At 57.9% G+C, this 20,534-nt stretch carries 17 protein-coding genes; 3 read left to right on the top strand and 14 right to left on the bottom strand.

Features of this window, described 5'->3' with window-relative positions; genetic code table 11:
- The 6 genes from AAAB35_RS28550 to AAAB35_RS28525 form a co-directional block, all read right to left on the bottom strand.
- Positions 1-605 (bottom strand): AMP-binding protein (locus AAAB35_RS28550; protein WP_340671706.1); only part of this gene is annotated, 605 nt, incomplete at its 3' end.
- Entirely contained in the window at positions 602-1,765 is a 1,164-nt protein-coding gene (locus tag AAAB35_RS28545) for an acyl-CoA dehydrogenase family protein (RefSeq protein WP_340671705.1), read from the bottom strand. The genes AAAB35_RS28545 and AAAB35_RS28550, both read right to left, overlap by 4 nt.
- Position 1,766: 1 nt before the next feature.
- On the bottom strand, positions 1,767-2,579 hold the full coding sequence (locus AAAB35_RS28540) for an enoyl-CoA hydratase family protein (protein ID WP_340671707.1): 813 nt from the start codon (positions 2,577-2,579) through the stop codon (positions 1,767-1,769).
- Positions 2,572-3,078 carry a MarR family transcriptional regulator gene (locus AAAB35_RS28535; protein WP_340671704.1) on the bottom strand — a complete coding sequence of 169 codons (507 nt, stop codon included), beginning with the start codon at positions 3,076-3,078 and terminating at the stop codon, positions 2,572-2,574. The genes AAAB35_RS28540 and AAAB35_RS28535 overlap by 8 nt, the downstream gene beginning before the upstream one ends.
- Positions 3,075-3,839 carry an SDR family NAD(P)-dependent oxidoreductase gene (locus tag AAAB35_RS28530; RefSeq protein ID WP_340671703.1) on the bottom strand — a complete coding sequence of 255 codons (765 nt, stop codon included), beginning with the start codon at positions 3,837-3,839 and terminating at the stop codon, positions 3,075-3,077. Before AAAB35_RS28530 ends, AAAB35_RS28535 begins: the two co-directional genes overlap by 4 nt.
- Positions 3,840-6,137 carry a bifunctional salicylyl-CoA 5-hydroxylase/oxidoreductase gene (locus AAAB35_RS28525; RefSeq protein ID WP_340671702.1) on the bottom strand — a complete coding sequence of 766 codons (2,298 nt, stop codon included), beginning with the start codon at positions 6,135-6,137 and terminating at the stop codon, positions 3,840-3,842.
- Positions 6,138-6,274: 137 nt separating this feature from the next.
- Here AAAB35_RS28525 and AAAB35_RS28520 point away from each other — a divergent pair, with 137 nt between their 5' ends.
- Together AAAB35_RS28520 and AAAB35_RS28515 are read left to right on the top strand one after the other, a co-directional pair.
- Positions 6,275-7,039 (top strand): enoyl-CoA hydratase-related protein, encoded by a 765-nt coding sequence (locus tag AAAB35_RS28520; protein WP_340671701.1) that lies wholly within the window; start codon positions 6,275-6,277, stop codon positions 7,037-7,039.
- A 1-nt stretch (position 7,040) separates the two neighbouring features.
- Positions 7,041-8,189, top strand: coding sequence for a 3-hydroxyacyl-CoA dehydrogenase NAD-binding domain-containing protein (locus AAAB35_RS28515; RefSeq protein ID WP_340671700.1), 1,149 nt, complete (start codon positions 7,041-7,043; stop codon positions 8,187-8,189).
- A 129-nt stretch (positions 8,190-8,318) separates the two neighbouring features.
- On the opposite strand, the gene AAAB35_RS28510 is transcribed toward AAAB35_RS28515, so the two are convergent.
- The 7 genes from AAAB35_RS28510 to AAAB35_RS28480 form a co-directional block, all read right to left on the bottom strand.
- Entirely contained in the window at positions 8,319-9,101 is a 783-nt protein-coding gene (locus tag AAAB35_RS28510; RefSeq protein ID WP_340671699.1) for an ATP-binding cassette domain-containing protein, read from the bottom strand.
- A complete protein-coding gene (locus AAAB35_RS28505; protein ID WP_340671698.1) occupies positions 9,094-11,352 on the bottom strand; it encodes an ABC transporter permease in 2,259 nt (752 codons plus the stop codon). The genes AAAB35_RS28510 and AAAB35_RS28505 overlap by 8 nt, the downstream gene beginning before the upstream one ends.
- Before the next feature lie 85 nt (positions 11,353-11,437).
- Positions 11,438-12,520 (bottom strand): substrate-binding domain-containing protein, encoded by a 1,083-nt coding sequence (locus AAAB35_RS28500; protein WP_340671697.1) that lies wholly within the window; start codon positions 12,518-12,520, stop codon positions 11,438-11,440.
- Between the two features lie 580 nt (positions 12,521-13,100).
- Complete coding sequence (locus tag AAAB35_RS28495; RefSeq protein ID WP_340671696.1) at positions 13,101-13,865, bottom strand: glutamine amidotransferase; 765 nt, start codon at positions 13,863-13,865, stop codon at positions 13,101-13,103.
- A gap of 65 nt (positions 13,866-13,930) precedes the next feature.
- A complete protein-coding gene (locus AAAB35_RS28490; RefSeq protein ID WP_340671695.1) occupies positions 13,931-14,935 on the bottom strand; it encodes a rhamnose ABC transporter substrate-binding protein in 1,005 nt (334 codons plus the stop codon).
- Between the two features lie 52 nt (positions 14,936-14,987).
- Complete coding sequence (locus tag AAAB35_RS28485; protein ID WP_340671694.1) at positions 14,988-15,998, bottom strand: ABC transporter permease; 1,011 nt, start codon at positions 15,996-15,998, stop codon at positions 14,988-14,990.
- Entirely contained in the window at positions 15,998-18,583 is a 2,586-nt protein-coding gene (locus AAAB35_RS28480; RefSeq protein ID WP_340671693.1) for an ATP-binding cassette domain-containing protein, read from the bottom strand. The genes AAAB35_RS28485 and AAAB35_RS28480 overlap by 1 nt, the downstream gene beginning before the upstream one ends.
- A gap of 293 nt (positions 18,584-18,876) precedes the next feature.
- Here AAAB35_RS28480 and AAAB35_RS28475 point away from each other — a divergent pair, with 293 nt between their 5' ends.
- A complete protein-coding gene (locus tag AAAB35_RS28475) occupies positions 18,877-20,109 on the top strand; it encodes an ROK family transcriptional regulator (RefSeq protein ID WP_340671692.1) in 1,233 nt (410 codons plus the stop codon).
- Positions 20,110-20,229: 120 nt separating this feature from the next.
- Here AAAB35_RS28475 and AAAB35_RS28470 read toward each other — a convergent pair.
- Positions 20,230-20,534 (bottom strand): DUF2200 domain-containing protein (locus AAAB35_RS28470; RefSeq protein WP_340671691.1); only part of this gene is annotated, 305 nt, incomplete at its 5' end.

Raw genomic sequence — 20,534 nt, 5'->3', positions numbered from 1 at the left:
CCGAGCAGGGCAACATCGTCGCGCCCGGTCTTTACAGCCTCGAAGCGGACCGGCTTGTCGAGCGCAATCCGGTCGAGTTCCGCGTCATGATTTGCAGTTCCGTCGAATCCGACAACCTGTTTCAAGAACCGGCTGTCCTTGGCGCAGGCCACCATATCTTCCAAAATCCGCGTGTCGCAAAGAGCAAGACTTATCTCGGCCTTGTCGACGATTTGCGCAAGTTCGCTCGGCCGCAGCATCGGCATCGTATTGACCACCACGGCGCCGACCTTGGTGGCCGCGAGCCAGCAGGCGACCATTGCCGGATTGTTGGCGGAGCGGATCAGGATACGGTTACCCGGCTCGACACCGTAATGCTCGATCAGCGCATGGGCGATGCGATTGGTCCAATCGGTCAATTCCTTATAGGTGCGGCGGCGTCCATTACCGATCAGCGCGGTATTGTCCCCGAACCCCTTGGCGACCATGGCATCGGTCAATTCCACGGCAGCATTCAGCCATTCGGGATACTGGAAATTATCCAGCAGAAATTCCGGCCACTCTTCAGCCGGCGGGAGATTATCCCGCGTAAATTGATCCCTGTGCGCTGTTGGTCCCAAAGTCATGGCTGTCCCCTTGCAAGTTCGTGCCTTGCGATGATTATTTTTTGTACGTCCGATGCACCTTCATAGATGCGCAATGCCCTGATTTCCCGGTAAAGCCGTTCGACGACGCTTCCCTTGCGCACTCCCTCTCCACCATGGATCTGTACCGCCTTGTCGATCACATTCTGCGCGTGATCGGTGGCATAAAGCTTCGCCATGGCTGCCTCGCGGCTTACGCGCTCAGCGCCGCTATCCTTCAGCCAGGCGGCGCGATAGACGAGGAGCGCAGCTGCGTCGATGTCCAGCGCCATATCGGCGATATGGCCTTGCACCATCTGCAGGTCCGACATCGGCGCACCGAAGAGATAGCGTCTGTTGGCGCGCGAGACTGCCTCATCAAGCGCACGTCGGGCAAAACCGAGCGCCGCAGCCGCAACAGTCGAGCGGAAAACATCGAGCACCGACATGGCGATGCGGAAACCCTGTCCTGGCGCGCCTATGAGCGCGGAGGCGGGGATGCGGCAGTTCTCAAAGGCAAGCCGCGCGAGAGGATGAGGAGCAATCGTCTCCAACCGCTCGGCGATCATCAGACCTGGCGTATCTGCCGGAACGATGAAGGCGGAAATACCCTTGGCAGCGGCGTCTTCGCCAGTGCGCGCGAAGAGCGTATAGACGTTGGCGATTCCTCCGTTGGATATCCACGTCTTTTCGCCATTGAGCACATAGTCTTCGCCGTCACGCGTTGCCGACAATTCGATATTGGCTACGTCGGAGCCGGATTGCGGTTCGCTGAGCGCAAAGGCGCAAATCGCTTCACCGGCACGTGTCCTGTGCAGCCACGTCTGTTTCTGCGCGTCTGATCCGAACAGCGACAGCGCACCGGTGCCGAGCCCCTGCATGGCGAAGGCGAAATCTGCGAGACCATCGTACCGAGCTAGCGTTTCGCGGATCAGGCACAGGCTGCGAACGTCGAGCCTGCTTGCCGCATTGTCGGGATCAATAGCGCTATGGTGCAGAAATCCTGCCTGGCCGAACCGGGCCACCAGATCCCGGCAGGCCTCATCTACATCGTCGTGATCGATGCCGCCGAGATTGGCTCCGGCCCATTTCTCGATGCCATCGGCTAATTCGCGGTGGCGGTCATCGAAAAACGGCCAGGAGAGAAACGACCGGTCAGCCATCTTAGTTGCCCCCGAAGATGGGTGTCTGGTGCGCGACAAAGGCGTTGTAGGCACGCTCGAAATCTTGCGTCTGCATGCAGATCGCCTGCGCCTGCGCTTCCGCCTCAATCGCCTGGTCAATGGACATCGACCATTCCTGGTTCAACATGGTCTTGGTCATCATATGGCCGAATGTCGGCCCTTCAGCGAGCCGCTTTGCCAACTTCAGCGCTTCTGCGTCGAGTTCCTCCATCGCAACGATGCGATTGTAAAAGCCCCAGCGCTCGCCTTCTTCGGCCGACATTGAGCGGCCGGTATAGAGGAGTTCGGCCGCGCGGCCCTGTCCGATGATCCTCGGCAGTATCGCGCAGGCCCCCATGTCGCAGCCTGCCAGGCCTACCCTGGTAAACAAGAACGCCGTTTTCGCATTTGCTGTCGCAATGCGCAGATCCGATGCCATGGCGATGATAGCGCCTGCGCCGACGCAAACGCCATCGACCGCTGCAATGACCGGCTTTCCGCAATGTACGAGCGCTTTAACCAGGTCACCGGTCATGCGGGTGAAATCGAGCAGGCTCTTCATGTCCATTTTCAGCAGCGGACCAATAATATCGTGTACATCGCCGCCGGAGCAGAAATTGCCGCCGTTTGAACCGAAGACCACAGCCTTGATATCATCGGCATAGGCGAGGGCGCGGAAACAGTCGCGAAGCTCGGCATAGCTTTCGAAGGTTAGCGGGTTCTTGCGTTCCGGACGATCAAGCGAGATCACAGCGATCCCGTGCTCCACGCGCCATTTGAAATGGGTGGCCCGATAGTGCGCCATCTCACGCATCATGATCCTCCCCGGAGTTAAGTCCCTGCGAATGTTCGATTGTGTCGAGAATGCAGATCAACCGCGCTGTGGCATCCGGCGTAAGACCTCCGAAAATCTCATTGATCCAGAGTTCATGCGCTGCCGCCATCGTGGCGAATTCGTCGCGCCCTTTGTGCGTGAGGCGCACCAGCATGGCACGCTTGTCTCCGGCGACCGGGACGCGCAGCACGGCACCGTCCGCAACGAGCCTTTCGATGATGCCGGTCACATTGCCATTGGAAACCCGCAGGGCTGAGGAGAGTTCGCTCATCTTGAGGCCCTCCTCGAAGCGGTAGAGCGCAGCCATGACGTCAAATCGTGGTAAGGTCGTATCGAATTCGACGCGCAGCTTTTCCCGCACTGTCGCCTCAATATGTTTGGTTGCCTTCAGCATCTTCAGCCAGACACGAAGGCTTTGCTTGACCAAGGCAGGGGCTGGGTTTCCAAGGGCAGTCGAACACTGGTCCGGATCGCTCATATTTCGCCTCCTGAAATGGAAATGGCCTGACCCGTGAAGGAGCCTGAGTGTGGACCGCACATCCACAGTACGATCTGCGCGACTTCATCCGGCTGGATCAGCCGCTTCTGCGGATTGGTGGCGGCAAGTGCCGCGACCGCTTCGTCCCGGCTCTTTCCGGTCTGCGCCATGATGGTCTCAAGCGAACGCTCAAGCAGGGGCGTTTCGATGAATCCGGGGCAAATCGCATTGACTGTGATCCGGGTCTTGGCAAGTTCCAGCGCCAGCGATCGCGTCAGCCCGACAACGCCATGCTTGGCCGCCGTATAAGCGGACACGTAAGGATAGCCCTTGAGTCCGGCCGTTGAGGCAATGGCGATAAGCCGGCCGCTGTTGCGCTTCATCATGCCGGGTAGTGCATGATGATAAGTCATGAAGACCCCGGTAAGATTGAGATCGATCTGGCGTTTCCACGCCTGCAGGTCGATCCGATGAAATGGCGCGCTCTCGGCGGCGCCAGCATTGGCTATCACGATATCGAGTTCGCCGATGTCGGTGTTGATCTGCTCAAACAGATGCTGTGAAGAGGATTCGTCCGTGACATCGGCGACAATCGGAACGATGCGCTGCGATTCGGCCGCTGTTTCCTCCAAAACATTGGCTCTCCTTCCAGAAATGACGACGCGCGCGCCCTGGTTTGCCAGTTTCAAGGCGATCGCCGCTCCAACACCGGAGCCGCCGCCGGTGACCAATGCAATTTTGCCGTCAAGAGAAACTGTCATTCACGCGCCCTCGATTGGCGTGACGATTTCGGCTCGCTCGGCCAGCCGGACCATCTGGTCGCGTCCCTGATAATAGGGCTTCGGCCAGGCTTCGGCCTTGTCACCAAGCGCAACGGCTGCATGAAGCGTCCAGTAGGGATCGGCGAGGTGCGGACGGGCGAGGCAGACGAGATCTGCCCGACCTGCAAGCAGGATCGAGTTGACGTGGTCAGGCTCGTAGATGTTCCCCACTGCCATGGTCGCCATGCCCGTCTCGTTGCGGATACGGTCCGAAAAGGGCGTCTGGAACATGCGGCCGTAGACCGGTCTTGCTTCAATCGATGTCTGGCCGGCGGACACATCGCAAATATCGACACCAGCATCCTGGAGCATCCTGGCGATCTCGACGGCGTCTTGCGGCGTGATGCCTTGTTTGCCGACCCAGTCATTGGCGGAAATGCGCATAGAGACCGGCTTTTCGCTGGGTAAGACCCGACGAACCGCACGGAAAACTTCCAGCGGATAGCGCATTCGGTTTTCCAGCGAACCTCCATATTCATCGGTGCGGTTGTTCATCATCGGCGTGATGAACGAGGACAGGAGATAGCCATGCGCCGCATGCAACTCCAGCATGTCGAAGCCAGCACGGTCAGCCATTTCCGCCGCCGTGACGAACTGATCACGCACCTCATCCATGTCCGCACGGGTCATCGCACGCGGTGTCTGATTATCCTTTGACCAAGGCACGTTGGAGGCGGAAAGCACCGGCCAGTTACCGTCGGGCAGGGGAACGTCCGTGCCTTCCCAACCGATGCGCGTCGAGCCCTTGGCGCCGGAATGGCCGAGCTGGCAGCAGATTTTGGCATCGGTTTCGGCGTGGACGAATTCGACGATGCGCCGCCACGCCGCCTCATGCTCGGGCGCGTACATGCCGGTACAGCCGGGCGAGATCCGCCCTTGCGGACTGACGCAGGTCATTTCGATAGTGACCATGCCGGCGCCACCCTTGGCGCGCTCGCCATAATGCACCAGATGCCAGTCGTTCGGTGTGCCGTCGATCGCCTTGTATTGCGCCATGGGCGAAACGACGACGCGGTTCTTCAGCTCCATTGCGCGCAGGCGGAACGGCGCGAACATGGGCGCGCGGCACGTCCCACGCTGCGCCCCGGCCTTCTCCTGAAACCAGGCTTCGGCGCTCGCCAGCCAATCGCGATCGCGCAACCGGAGGTTTTCATGACTGATGCGTTGCGAACGGGTTAGCAGTGAATAGTTAAACTGGACCGGATCGAGGTGGAAATAACGCTCCACATCCTCGAACCATTCGAGCGAATTGCGAGCAGCCGATTGCAGGCGCAGCACCTGCAGGCGGCGCTCCTCCTCATATTTGCTGAAGGCGGCCGCGCCGGACTTTTCCCTATGGAGATATTCGGCAAGCGCAATCGCACTCTCCAGCGCCAGCTTGGTGCCCGAACCGATGGAAAAATGCGCCGTCGCGGCTGCGTCGCCCAGCAGCACAACGTTCTGATACGACCATTTTTCACACAAAACCCGCGGAAAGCTGATCCAGGCCGAGCCGCGAATATGACCGGCATTGGTCATCAGCGTATGGCCGCCAAGATATTTCGCGAAGATCCGCTCGCAAACGGCGATGGATTCCTGCTGGCTCATATCGCCGAAGCCGAACTTGTCAAAGGTTGCCTTGCTGCATTCGACGATGAAGGTCGCCGTGTCTTTATCAAACTGATAGGCGTGCGCCCAGACCCAGCCATGTTCGGTTTCCTCGAAGATGAAGGTGAAGGCATTGTCGAATTTCTGATGGGTGCCAAGCCACACGAACTTGCATTTGCGCAGGTCGATTTCCGGCTTGAAATGCTCGGCGAATGTGGCGCGGGTGCGCGAGTTCAGTCCATCCGCACCGATGACAAGATCATACTCTTGCGTCAAAGATGCCACATCCTCCACTGACGTCTCGAAGCGCAGGTGAATACCGAGTTCGCGCGCCCGCTCTTGCAGGAGCAACAGCAGCTTCTTGCGGCCGATCCCGCAAAAGCCGTGGCCAGTCGATACAGTTTCGCTACCCTTGAAATGAACCGCAATGTCGTCCCAATAGGCAAATTGCGCACGAATGGCTTCGGCACTGACAGGGTCATTGGCTGCGAGGTTGGTGAGCGTCTCATTGGAGAGCACGACACCCCAGCCGAACGTGTCGTCGGACCTGTTGCGCTCGAGGATGGTGATGTCGTGAGCAGGATCGCGCAGTTTCATGCTGATCGCGAAATAAAGACCAGCGGGTCCTCCTCCAAGGCAAGCGATCTTCATCAGATGTGCACTCCGCTTTGACCATCGTCGTAGCCTCATCGTGTCACTGCGCGAAAATAATTTCAAGTATGAAATTTCATGCTTGAATAATCATCTGATTTGTGTGGATAGTTGTGGTGGGAAATAGGAGGCTCGCGTTGGAAAAAACTCTCCGAACCGAACTGAAGGATGGCTACGCAATCCTTACCCTCAACCGCCCGGAGGTGCGCAATGCACTCAACACTGACATGCTTAGTCAGCTGGCGGACGCGCTGGCTCATCTCGATTGCGACCCCGGGATACGTACCGTCGTTTTGACGGGAGCGGATGGCAATTTCGCATCCGGCGCGGATCTTGGCGAGATTGCCGATAAGACGGCCTTAGACGGCGTCCATGATCCCCGCCTGCGATCCTGGGCGACGATTGCGAAATACCGCATGCCACTTATCGCCGCCGTAGAGGGGTATTGCCTTGGCGGCGGTTTCGAGCTTGCACAGCGCTGCGACCTGATCGTGGCTGCGCAGAATGCTATCTTCGGCCAGCCCGAAATACGCCTTGGTCTAATCCCTGGGGCTGGCGGCATTCAGCGCCTTGCGACAAGCATTGGCAAGGCGTGGGCGATGCGCTTGGTTCTCACCGGGGAGACAATGACGGGAGAGGAGGCGTTTGACCGTGGCCTCGCATCCCACAAAACTGTGCCTGGCGAAGCCCTTCAGTTTGCCAATGAACTTGCAGCCAAATTGGCCAAAGGTGCTCCACTCGCGCAGCAATTCGCCAAGCAGGCGGTGCTTGCCGCGTTGGAAAAACCCGAAGGTTTCGATCTGGAGCGCCGGTCCTTCGAACTTTTGCTCTCCACTGAGGACAAAGCAGTAGGTATTGCGGCTTTCCGCGCCAAACGCAAACCGGAATTCAAAGGGCGCTGAATTGGCTGAACCGATCAACATTGTTGGTGTTGTGGGCGCCGGTGTCATGGGACGCGGCATTGCCCATCTCACGGCGCGAGGCGGAAAGCAGACTTTTCTCTACGACGCATCAGCGGGCATGGCCGCAAAGGCCAAGACGACAATTCTCGCCGGGATCGAACAACGTATCGAAAGCGGCAAAGCCACCGACGCTGAACTGAGCGCTTGCACCCGCAACATTGTCGTCGTCAACGATGTGGCCGATCTCGTGCCCGCGGAACTTGTCATTGAAGCGATCATCGAAACCCTGGATGGGAAGACCGGGCTTTTCCGCTTGCTGGAAACCGTGTGCAGCGACAATTGTCTCCTTACCACCAATACCTCATCGCTGTCGGTCGCTGACATCGCGCGAGCCCTGCAAAAGCCGCAACGCTTTGCTGGATTGCACTTTTTCAACCCAGCAATCGTGATGAAACTGGTCGAAGTCGTCGCCGGACCATCGACTGACCCTGCCACCACACGGCGGCTGGCCGATCTGGTCCAAAGTCTTGGGAAAACCCCAGTGGAGGTCAGGGACAGCCCGGGCTTCCTCGTTAATCGCTGCGCCCGGCCCTTTTACGGCGAAGCGCTCGAATTGCTGGAGGAGGGCGTTGCCGACGCTGCAACCATTGACGCCTGCCTCAAATCGGCGGGCGGGTTTCCACTTGGCCCTTTCGAACTGATTGACCTCGTTGGCATCGATATTAACCTCAATGCTACGCGCGCGGTGTGGAATGCTTTCGGGCAGGCGCCACGTTTCAAACCGTCACTATTGCTGGCAGATATGGTGGTACAGGGAAGGCTCGGCAGAAAAACCGGTTCAGGCTTCTTTTCTTATCCGCGCGAGGCGACTGCGCCGGTGCGTCAGAAATCCTGCAATCCGGATATTTTCCTGCGTGTCGCTGCGATGATGGCCAATGAAGCCGCCTTCGCGTTTCAGGAAGGGCTCGCCTCAGCCAACGCGATCAACACCGCGTTGAAACTTGGGCTTAACTTCAAACATGGGCCACTTGATCTGGCAAGGATGATCGGCGTTCCGGCCATTATTGCCACGCTGGAGCGTTGCGCCAAAAACAACGCGTCGGGACGCTATATTATCTGCACGGCACTCACGGAATTTGCAGGGCAATAGGCCCGCAGTGCGCCACACATTGTCGCTATTGTGAGTCCATGGGGGCGACATTTGCCCATGGGGCAGGTATGAATAGTGACTGGTCGGAGTTCGCGCTGAAGTGCGACTTGGGCCCTCGGCAAGCTAAAGTCATATCTCCCTTGCTTCATCGGCCGTAAGCGCATGTTCTCGCGTGCCGGATACGATAATCTCGAGAACCTCATGTTCGTCGGTGTCTTTGATGTAGCGGTCGCCGACGTACTCGCCGCGCTTAAGCACCATGACGCGATCGCCCACGGCGAAAATGTCGACGAGGCGATGCGAGATAATTATCTGCGCAACACCCTGCTTTTTTAGTTCCAGCATGGTTTCGAGCAGGCGCTCGGTCGCCATTACAGAAAGGTTGGCGGTCGGCTCGTCGAGAATCACAACACGGGGCTCGAACGAGATGGCGCGCGCGATCGCCACGGATTGTTGGCGGCCACCCGATAGGCTTTCGACCTTTTGATACACGGAGTTAACATCGACTTTGAGCCGTTTCAGCACGTTGTCAGCGTCCTCATACATCTTCCGCCAGTTGATAAAGAAGCCTTTGCGTGGCCAACGGCCCAGGAAGACGTTCTGGCCAACGTCCATGTTTCCGCAAAGCGCGAAATCCTGATAGATCATCTCGATACCGGCATCGCGGCTCTCGTGCGGGCTCTTGAAGTGTACCGGTTGTCCGGCGACGAGAATTTCACCCGCATCGCGTTGATAAGCGCCGGTCAAGATCTTCATGAGCGTCGACTTGCCTGCTGAGTTGTCACCGACCAGGCCGAGGATCTCGCCAGGATAGAGCCGGAGGTCGACATTGCGGAGTGCTTGCACGGCGCCGAAGGCCTTTTCGATTCCCCGCATTTCGACAATCGGTTCTGGTTGCGTCGATTCAGCCATGAGTGGTTTCCGATGTTGGAGCGCCCTTGGCGAAGCGGGCTCGCAGGTACCCGAAAATATTGGCCTGGCGCACCCAGATATCGATTAGCACCGCGATGATCAGGATGATGCCGATGAACACGTTGATCCAGTGTTGCGGCATGCTGAAGCCTTGGACGTTGAGCTGCAGGAGCGCCCGAACAAGAGTGATGACGGCAGCGCCGGCAAGCGCACCGATGATGGTACCGTAACCTCCGAAGATCGACCCACCGCCGATGATCACGGAGGCAATGGCGTCCAGTTCGCGATATTGGCCGGCGACGGGGTTAAAGCTACGAAAGTATGCGACATTGATGATCCCTGCCATGGTTGCGCAGAACGCTGCCAGCATGAGCGATATGAAGCGCACCCGGTTGATGTTGATGCCGGCATAGGCAGCGGCGCGGATGTTGCCGCCGGTGGCGAAAACCTTTTGCCCGAACGGCGTATAAGCGAGCACGACGCCGGCGATAAGCGCGACGAAAAACATCCAGATTGTCTGAACGCTGATCACCTCGGCTATCGTACGAAGGATTCCGGGTGACAGCGAGATTTGGAAGTGCAGGAGGATGTCATTCACCTTGCGGCCGAGCAGGCTATAGCCCTCGGGCCATCCGGTGAGCTGCTGGCCCGCAACAAACCAGGCGGCCAAGCCGCGGGCGATATAGAACATGCCAAGTGTGACAATAAATGCCGGCAGCTTGAAACCGACCGTCACTACAGCATTGAAAAGTCCGGCGGCCATCCCAGCGAGCAAGCCCATCGCGACCGAACTAAAGGGGTCCGCTCCGAGAACCTTCAGAAAGTAGGCTGCGGTGCTCCCGGCCAATGCAAGGACCGCTCCAACGGAAAGATCGATATCACCGGCTGCGATAACATAGGTTAGCCCGACCGTGATCAAGGCCAATTCGGAATAGTTGAGCAATATGGCAAAACTGTTCGACAGATTCCACCAATAGTCAGGCCTGAGACCCACACCTGTAAGCCATAACAACACAGCCAGAACGATGGCGAGTGAATCGCGTCGTGCAAAAAACTTGCCGAGTGACGTCTCGGGTACCGTTACGTCCGTCATCCTCGTGCCCTTGGTCTGGACGCCTTCGAGCGCGACGCCGCCGCTCTCGTAGGCGGGGGGCGGTGGCTTGCCGCGGAGCCATGACCAGAAACGCGCTGCAAGCTGGCGTCGAATGAGATGGGGCTCGATCAGTACGGCGATGACGAGGACTAGCCCGAGGAAGACCGGCACTGCGCCAACTGGAAGGGAGAAAACTGCGTTGACCGTTACTTCATCGTCGCCGATCTTGATGACCCGCGTGATCGGCCATCCCTCACGCAAAACCTTGTCGAGCAGGACAACCAGCGTTGCGCCAAGGCATGATCCGATTACACGGCCCCTGCCGCCAAGGATCGAGGCGCCACCTATGATTACGGCGGCGATGACTGTCAACTCGCCGCTGACGCCGTAGAGCGGTGTCACGCCCTTGTCCTGGGTGGCCGACAGCAAACCAGCAAGCGTCGCGCAAAGCGAGGATAATAGATAGGCGCGGATGCGCACCCAGTTCGTCGGTATGCCCGCGTATACCGCCGCCTGCTCGTTGCCGCCGGTAGCGAAAGTTTCGTAGCCCCAACGCGTCTTAGCCAGCACAAGGGCGCCAATTACTGCAACAACGACGAAAATCATGATCTGATTGTTGAAGTCGAAATAGTTCGTCTCGCCGAGGTGAAAAAACAGCGGGTTGTCTTTTGCCTTGTCTGGATAATAGATCGACTGGCCGTGGGTGAGCGCAAGCACAAAGCCGCGGCCGATGAAAAGCATTGTCAACGTGGCGATAAATGCTGGGACCTTCAGGGTCGTGACAAGTACGCCGTTGGTGATGCCAATCACAATGCCGAGGAGCGTACAGATAGCCACGGAGGTAAGCACGTCAAGGTCGAGAAAACTGGGTGCATAGAGCCTGGCAAAGACGACGGCGATGAGGCCATAGGTCGACCCGACCGAGAGATCGAGGTCCTTGTTGATGATGACGAAAGTCATACCAACGGCAATTATAGCAACCCGCGACGTGTCACGGAGTACTGCATGGAACGCCTCCGTCGACCCGAAGAACGCCGGATTGACAACAGCGCCGCCAAGATAGAGCAGCAAGAGCAGGGCGAAGAGGCCCGCTTCCCAGCCACCGACGATTTGGGACGGTGCGGCGGGGCCAAGCCGTGTCATCGCGCCAAGCGCCATAGTTCTTCGATCCGACTTAAAGGTCTAAGCAGGCTGCGGGAGGGCGCAGGGCCTCCCGCAATGATTGGCGATAGTTCGAGCTGCATCAGTTCTCGAAGCGTTTGCCGACGTTACCGACGGTTTCCTGTGTCACGAGCTGAGCGCGCGTGTCGAGGTTGGCCGCCGCGATGCCGCGGTCGATCTGCAAATAAAGCTGCATGACCGGCCAGAATCCCTGTATGAATGGCTGCTGTCCAAGTGCGCCGGTCAGGTCGCCGCTCTTCAGTGCAGTCTGCTGGGCTGGGCCGAGGTCGAAGCCATAGGCGCAGATCTTGCCCGTCTTGCCCGACTGGGCAACTGCCTTGGCGAGCGCCGGCGTGAAGACATTGTTGCCGGCAAAAGCTCCGACCACATCTCCGCGCGATTCAAACAGCGTGACAATGCCATTCACCGGATCATTGGGATTGGTGTCGATGCCGGTGTTCTCCGGGCCCGCGTCGACCTTGAAGTTCTCGAGCTTTCCGGCACCCTTGAGCCCCTTGACGATCGCGTTGAAAGCGGAAGTTACGCGGTTGTTGACCTCAATATTACCCATCGCCGTCGACGATGGCAAAACGATCGAGCCTTTTTCGATGCCTTTGTCGGCTAAGCATTTGACGAGCGCCTCACCGGCAATTGCGGCGGCTGAAGCGTCCTGGCCGGTATGGCTGATGGCACTGCGGTCGAGGATTGTTCCATCGAACGAATTTGTCGTTGCCACCGGGATGCCCTTTGCTTCGGCCGTCTTGACAATGTCGTTGTAGGCACCGGCCTGCGGTGTTGTCATGATCAACCCGTCGATCGTTGGATCCTGGATGATCTGGTTCAGGATTTCGATCTCGCGAGCGGGATCGTCAGTCGGCGATTCCGAACCGAGCAGCAGTATCTTGGCTCCGATCAGGTTGCCGGCGACGGTTGCGCCGACGTAGACAGGGTCGAAGAAGCCGTTGCCAGCGGTGTGCGTCACAATTGCGAAGGTCAAGTGACCGTCGGCCGAATGGAAATCCTTCGTGCTGGCGGCCTCCTTTGCGGCTTCATCGAAATTGTAGCCGCCGACCGCCTTTTCGACACTGCCGGATTGTGCAAAGGCGTTCGAGACGCCGAGCGATAACGCCGCGGCACTTGCCGCGAACAATAAAATGCGCCGCATGATTGATCCTCCCTTACAACCAAGGGTCGAAAGCCGTCCGGGCGCGCTTATAGAGAGGGCTCCGAATGCTTCCCCCCATCCGGCGATATTCTGCGCAATTCTGATCCAAGTAAATGGTGTACTGGCCTTGCCGACGAATTTGTCCGCGTTCGAAGCGTTCGACCTTTGGTAATGTCCCTATGGCGCCGGAGGTGCGTAAACGACACAAATTCATCGTTAAGCCCGTCACTGATGGATTGCTGCTTAACTTGGCGGCGCTGAATCCCTGAAAATCAGCCGGGCCGATCTGCCTCTATAATGAGGATCTGTAAGGTCCGGCTTCGAAAGTTGTCTAATGGCCTGTTGGTTGCCGCCCTGCGTGTATGAAGTTCTTGAACCTTGATGAACAGTGGTCGAGCGACGGCCTTGTGTCAGGCCCCATTGGAAGCGGCCCGTCTTGCGCCGCGGACGGGTATGGTGATCTACTGATCAGGTCCAAATCTCGGCTGCGAGCAGACATTAATGTTGCACAGTACACGCGATCTTCTGAGTTCACGGCGAACGATACTTATGAAACTTCGCCATCTGTGGGAGATGTGTCCTAGATTTCCCGTGTGAGCCAACGGATCATGTTGGCCATCAGCAAGTCATATCCGGACCAAAGCATGAAGTCGGTGGAGAGCCAATGGGGTCCGATGTCAGTCATCCAGGCGAGCGATCGCCCCGCTCCGTATTCCCGAACCGAAAGCAACGGCATTTGTCCGCCGCGACCGTCGCAATGGATGAGGGTTCTGGTGTCGGCATCGCGGCGTGCGGTAACACGGTTCATGCCAAGGATATACGGGATCGGCGATACCAGACCCGCTAAAATTGGGTGACCAGCCTCATCAACGACGGGGTCCAGGCCTTCTGGCGACTCTACTCCGTCCGGGCCGGGAAAGCAGACGATAGGCAGGCATTCCTCTATGGCCGTGCCGTGGAACAAAGCCAGACCATCAATACCTTGAAAGCTGCAATATCCCCCTGCCATCATCAGCGCGCCGCCTTTTTCCACCCACGCCCTTAAGAGTTCGAGGCGGTTTACGGAGCGCCGGCCCACTCTCGTTTGAGGGGTATACAGAAGAGAAAGTGCGCCAACGTCTGAAAGCACAACCGTCGAATAGGCAGCAAGGCCATCCATGGTCATCGGGAATTCGCTCTCGCAACGGTCGCCACCGATCTGGACAACTTCGATGCCCTGCTTCCCGAGGCCGCAAATGTAGCGCTCGGCGCCGTTTGTATAGCGCGCCGATGCTCCGACTTCATATCCTTTGGCAGCAAACGACATGACGTGAAACGTCTCGCCTGCGAGCAGCACTGGCTTCATGGGGGTCTCCAATGTCAATTGAAATGGGTGGCACAATCGCTGCGCCACCCTTCACAACGCCAAATTCAGAATTTGAATTCCTCGACGTTGGCAGGGGTCACGATCTTGGCGGGTCCAAGGAGCACCTCGCCTTTGGCACCTACCTTGTACGAGCCGAGACGCCCGGCTTCGAAGGTCTCGCCCTCTTTGCCGTTGACCTTGCACTGTGCGACGGCTTGCGCCGCATAATAGGTAAGATAGCCGAGGTCCTTGACGTTCCACCAGATGTCCTGCACCGAGCCGTTCTGAATGTATTTCTTGATAAGAGTTGCCGGCGCGAGACCGGTCAGCTTGATCTTGCCGAGAAGGCCTGCCTGCTCCATTGCGCGGGCGGCAGCTGGCAGTCCTATGCCGGCTGGAATGATAATGCCCTTCAGATTCGGAAACGCCTGTGCCAACGCCAGCGCCTGCTGCTGGTTGACTTGCTCGCTCTCCTGGCCGTACGCCACCTGAACCAGCTTCATCTTGGCGTATTTCTTATCGCCCGCCATTGTCTTCTTCATGAAGTCAATCCATGCATTCTGGTTCGTAGCGGTCGGCGTCGAGGAAAGGATCGCGAACTCGCCATCGTAATTGATCATTTGGCCCATCGATTCCAGCATCATTTCGGCCAGGCTGTCTCCGGCCGCCTGATTAAGGAAGACAGTACGCGCAGCAGTCGACACATCGGAATCGTAGGCCACGACTTTAACGCCCTCCTTGGCTGCCCGGCGCAGCGCGGGGGCAACAGCGTTGGCATCGTTGGCGGAAATCGCGATGACGCCGACCCTTTGCGAAACCAGATTATTGATGAAATCAATTTGTGCCTCGGCGGTCGCTTGCGACGGGGCCTGCTTGATTGCCTTGCCGCCGATCTCCTTTGCAGCTTCTTCCGCACCGGTCTGCGCGACCTGGAAGTATGGATCCGTATCCAGCTTCGGCAGGAAGCCGACTGTGACCGGCTCTTTGGCGCATTCCTGTGCACTGGCGGCGGTGATACTTGCTATCAAGCTACCCGCAACAAGAAAGGATTTGGTGAGATACGATGTCATGCACGTGTCCTCCTCAAGGTATCCGGTTTGATGAAGCAGGCCAGCCCCGGAACTACTCGCCTGTTTTGACTTTGAAATACCGGGTTCGAACGCTGGCAAAGACCCGCTCCGCCGCGTTGCTGGCCAACAGCGAAACGATAAGCAGAAGACCGATGACCGTCCCTTGCGCGTCTCCCCCGATCTGTAGCAGCCCAAGCACGTTGCGGATGGTGGCGACGAGCAGCAGCGCCCACAGAACCCCCGTTAGCCGGCCACGTCCGCCGAAAACGCTTATGCCGCCTAATAATGCGATTGTAATCACGTCGAGCTCGATGCCGAGCGCGTTATTGGCACGGGCATTCGCCAGACGGGCCGCATAGACCATACCGGCCGCCGCGCAGACCACCCCCGACGTGACGAATAGGCCAAAGACGGTCCGGGCGAGGCGAATGCCGGAATAGCGCGCAGCGTCGGGACTACCGCCGATGGCATAGATCCGACGTCCCAGAGGCATCTTTTGAAGCGCTATGGCGAAGATCGGAGCAAGCAGCAAAAAGGGAAGGATGGTGAGGGGAAGCGGCGAGGAACCCAAGGTGTCGATGCCAAAGTCGAGGAAGCTTTCGGGGAAATCGTTGATTGAGTCCGAGCCAAGAAGAATGTACGCGATGCCGCGGAACAAAGCCATTGTTCCGAGCGTCACGACCAGCGATGGAAGACCGAGCCTCGTCACCAGAATGCCGTTAAAGGCGCCGCAAACTCCTCCAGCGATGAGCGTTATTGGAACGGCCAGCAACAGTGGTGCATCTTCGTCAATAAGCAGCCCGAATATTACGCTGGTGAGTGCGAGGATGCTGGCGACCGACAGGTCGATTTCACGCGCGATGATCAAGAGCACCATCGGCAGCACGATGAGTGCCCGCTCAGAAATGCCAGCAATGGCCTGCGAAATGTTGAATGCTGAGGCGAAGTTGGGCACGGCTAGAAAAGCGTAGGCAATAACTGCGATCGTCAGGACTGCAAGGAAATTGTCCCAGTTAGCAAAGCGAGTGACGAAATCGGGACTGAGTTCGGAATTTGCGCTCATCAGCGTACACCCTTGCGCTTGCTGGCGGCCCGGCGGGCGACGAGTGCGTCAATGCCGATCGCGGCAAGGATGACAAGGCCGTAGACACCTTGGAGCCAAAGCGGATCGACACGCACTAGTGTCAGCCCGTTGTTGATGATCAGTAGCATTAGCGCGCCGGCGGCTACGCCCAGCACGGTGCCGGAGCCACCGCGCACAGCTATGCCTCCGACAACGACCGCCGCAATTACGGTCAACTCGAAGCCGTAGGCAACGCGTGCATCGACTGTGGCGTAGCGTGATGCCCAGAGCGCGCCGTCGAACCCAGCCAGAAGCCCAGCCGCGGAAAACGCCATGAGAATACGGCCGCGCGATGGAATGCCGATGAGGCTTGCCCCTGCGGGGTTGGAACCTATGGCAAACAGTTCCCTGCCGATCGAGGTTTTGCGAAGGAAGTAGGCGACGATGAGAAGCGTGGCGATCGCGATCAGGAGGACCGCCGGAATCCCGATGATGTTCGTCGCGGTCATGTCCAGCCAGGCCTGGGGTACCTGGTCGGCGCTCACTTGAGTTCCGCCAGCCCAAAGACTGTTGATACCGCGGAAAATAGACATAGTACCCAGGGTTACGACGATTGCTGGCACCCTGCCGTAGGTCACGATCAAACCATTCAAGAAACCTGCAGCAAACCCTATCGCGCAAGCCAGGGCGACACCGCCGGCCACGCCCGCCTCCGGATGAAGATGCATTGTCGACGCCGCTCCGTAGGCCGCAAGACCAATGATCGCTGCAACCGAAAGATCGATGTTGCGCGTGATAACTACAAGCATTTGAGCCACTGCAACGATCATCAGCAGCCCGGCGTCCATTGCCAAGGCAGATAAATTCGCGCCGCTAAGCATGCGCATGTTCAGAATCGAAATCGGAGTGACAATAGCTGCGATCGCGGCAAAAAGGCCCAATTCCCGGCGCGCCACCAACTTGCGCCAGGTGGTTTTCGTTGCCGTATCCGGGACGTCAACTCTTTCATTCTGATGCACAACAGGCTTGACGACAATCTCGCCGTCGACCTTCCTGACAATCGCATCGGTTGCAGCCCCAATCACCTTTTCCTGAGTTGCCTCGTCGCGATCGAACTTTGCCGTAACGACACCTTCCCTGAGCACGATCATCCGATCCGCCATGCCAAGAAGTTCCGGCAGTTCTGATGAGATCAATATGATCGCCATGCCTTTGCTGGCCAAGTCGGTCATCATCGCGTGCACATCCGACTTGGTCTGAACGTCAATGCCTTGGGTGGGCTCGTCGAGGATAAGGATCCGAGGTGTCGTCGCCAGCCATTTTGCCAGAACGACTTTTTGCTGGTTGCCACCGGACAGAGAACCGACCGGTTGATCGAAGGATTTGAACCGTAGTCGGAGACGATCGAGAAACGGCTTGGCAATGCCGAGCTCCCTCTCGCGCGACATCAACCCACCTCGGGTGGCCCTGTCGAGCACGGTTAACGAAGCGTTGGTCAGAATGGGGAAGTCCATGACAAGGCTCTGCCCGATCCGGTCTTCTGAAACATAGGCTATGCCACTATCCATGGCGTCTTTCGGAGAGGCAAAGTGCATTGCCTTGCCATCGATCGTGATTGTCCCTGACGTCGGCTGATCGATGCCAAACAGTACCCGCGCAATTTCGGTGCGGCCACTTCCCACCAGTCCGCCAAATCCCAAGATCTCACCCGCTCTCAGCTGAAACGAGACATCGCTGAACGAACCCTCGCAGGACAATCCTTTAACGTCGAGGACAACGTTGCCAGGCGAAGCGTTGTTACGGGGATAGAGTCCGTCCAGGGCGCGTCCGACCATCATCTGAACGGCTCTTTCTCGCGACAGATCAGCCGCGATCTCCGTTCCGACGTGCCGTCCGTCGCGCAGTACCGCAATACGATCGGCGACACGATAAATCTCGTCCATGCGATGGCCAACGAACATCATGGCCACCCCTTGGGTCCGAAGATTGTCCACGACCGAAAACAGCCGCTCGACTTCTCTTTGCGACAAGGCTGCAGTGGGCTCATCCATGATCAGAACACGGGCGTCAAGCGAAAGCGCCCGGGCAATTTCGACCAGTTGCTGCTCGGATGTTCGCAGCCGTCCGAGAGGAACGGTTACCTCGACATCCAGACCGACAAGTCTCAGAAGGCGCGCGGCCTCGCTGTGCATATGCCGGTGATCAAGGTTCCAGCGCAGCCCGGTCTGCCCGATGAAGAGATTTTCCGCGACGCTCAGGTCCGGAAACAGACCCGGATGCTGATGCATGACGGCGACGCCTGCGTGCTGTGCCTCCAAAGGTGACGCGAACGCGACGGGCTCGCGAAGGATCGAGACCTGACCGACATCGGGACGATAGACGCCGGCGAGAAGCTTGACACAGGTGCTCTTGCCCGCTCCGTTCTCGCCAAGAAGCGCAAGGACTTCCCCCGCCCGCAACTGAATGGAAACATCCGCCACAGCCACCGTGCCGCCGAAGACCTTGGTGACGCCTTCGAGCGACCCTATGACTTGACCGGGCTCGGTCGCTCCGGCAGGGGCGGACCTGCTTGAAATCTCACGCATCCCGCGCATTTGAACTGGTCGGAATTGCTAACCACGCACAGCAGGTCATTGATCGCGTATCTCCTCCAAGCCAGGCAGGTGTCTCTAGCAGGTCTTCGAGATATTTATTAAAGCAGTTTGCTATAATAATGCTTGAATGCCGTCAAGTCTGATTTTAAAGATGGTCTGAGCGGTTGCGATTTTTGCACGCTGGTGAGACAGGGGTAGACAAATTCGCGGCCGCAATCGGCAATAGTTTTGCGCCGGGCTTAAATCAAGGAGCTTTCGATTATGGTCTTCGGGGGTTAGATCGTATGGCAGGAAAAGGCAGCAATTCCGTCCAGCTGCGCCACTACAACGAACGTGTTGTATTGGATGCAGTCCGGCGCTTCGGTCAGGTGTCCAAGGCGGAAATAGCGCGTTTCGCACACCTCACGCCCCCCGCCGTTGCCGGGATCGTCGACGCTCTGGTTGCCGCGGGTTACCTGGTGGAAATCGGAAAACGTTTCGGTGGAAAGGGTCAGCCGTCTGCAATGTATGGGCTTGCCAACGATGGTGCCTATTCCATTGGATTTCATATCGGGCGCAGAGCGATGGACGCCATCCTGATCGATTTTGCGGGGCAAACCTGCGCGTTCGAAACGTATGACTATGACCATCCGGATCCCGACAGCATAAGGCGTCTCGGCAGCGGAGCGATTATGCGCTTCAGATCGCAGCTCGGCAACGCACTGAGTTCACGCCTGATCGGTGTCGGGATTTCGGCGCCCTATTTCATCGGCGGATGGGATGAGGAGCTGGGCTTCCCTGGCGATGTCCAGTTGGCCTGGCGGTCATTCGACCTTAAAGCCCATTTTGCAGACACACAGAATTTGCCGGTTATGATCGAGAATGACGCGTCGGCAGCAGCCGTCGCTGAATTGGTATTCGGTCTCGGAAAGACATTTTCCGACTTCCTGCATATATCCCTCAATACGTTTGTTGGTGCCGGTCTTGTTCTCGACGGTACATTGCAGACCGGTCCGAACGGCAATACGGCAGCGTATGGCCCGTTCCCGGTCACATATTCAACGCTAAGTTCCGTACCGAAGCCGGCTGGAAAATTCGAGGTACTCCTGCATCGGGCCTCAATCTACACGCTCGTCCATCATCTGAGGACAAACGGGCTGGACATAAAGCGTGTCCGTGATCTCGACCCGATGCCGGCGGCCGCGCGCGTCCTGGTATCCGAATGGCAGGATGACTGTGCTGACGCGCTTGCACAGGCGATCATCGGAAGCATTGCTGTTGTGGACGTCGAGGCCGTTGTCATAGATGGGCTTCTTCCCACTCCACTGCTCCTGGAAACCGTGGCGCGCGTGCAAAAATGTTTCTCCGAGATGATTCCGCCGGGATTGATCGCTCCCACGATTACCGCCGGCGCTTTGGGCGCACGAGGTTCTGCACTGGGAGCCAGTATCCTGCCGATTTACTCGATGTTTGGTCCCGATACGGGCGTTCTCATGAAAAAGGGCAATGACAAGAAGCCTCTCTTGATCGGGTCCTGAGAACGACAACCGCGAATTGGTGCGGGCCGTCAACTGATGTTTCGGCATGGAAGGCCCGGACGATGGCGAAACAGCACGGCGGGATTACCTTCAGGCGGCCTGGAGGCTGATCGCTCGCAGTCAATTCCCTCGCAGAATTCTATCCATGGATTTTCCCCGAGCCAGTTCGTCAATGAGCTTATCCAAGTAGCGGATTTCTCGCATGGTTGGCTCCTCGATTTCCTCTACGCGAACGCCGCAAACCACGCCCTTTATCAAGGTTCTCGAAGGATTGAGTTCAGGTGCCTTTGCAAGGAATTGTTCGAAATCAGTTTGTTGTTCAAGCTGAGTTTGTAACTCCTTCTGGTCATAGCCAGTCAACCAGGAGATGATCTGATCAACCTCTGCTCTTGTGCGTCCCTTCTTCTCTGCTTTCGCAACGTAAT

The sequence above is a fragment of the Phyllobacterium sp. genome, from assembly GCF_037994425.1.
GTDB lineage: Bacteria > Pseudomonadota > Alphaproteobacteria > Rhizobiales > Rhizobiaceae > Phyllobacterium.
Note: the sequence above shows the minus strand (reverse complement) of the source record. Positions and strands in the feature narration are given on the sequence as shown.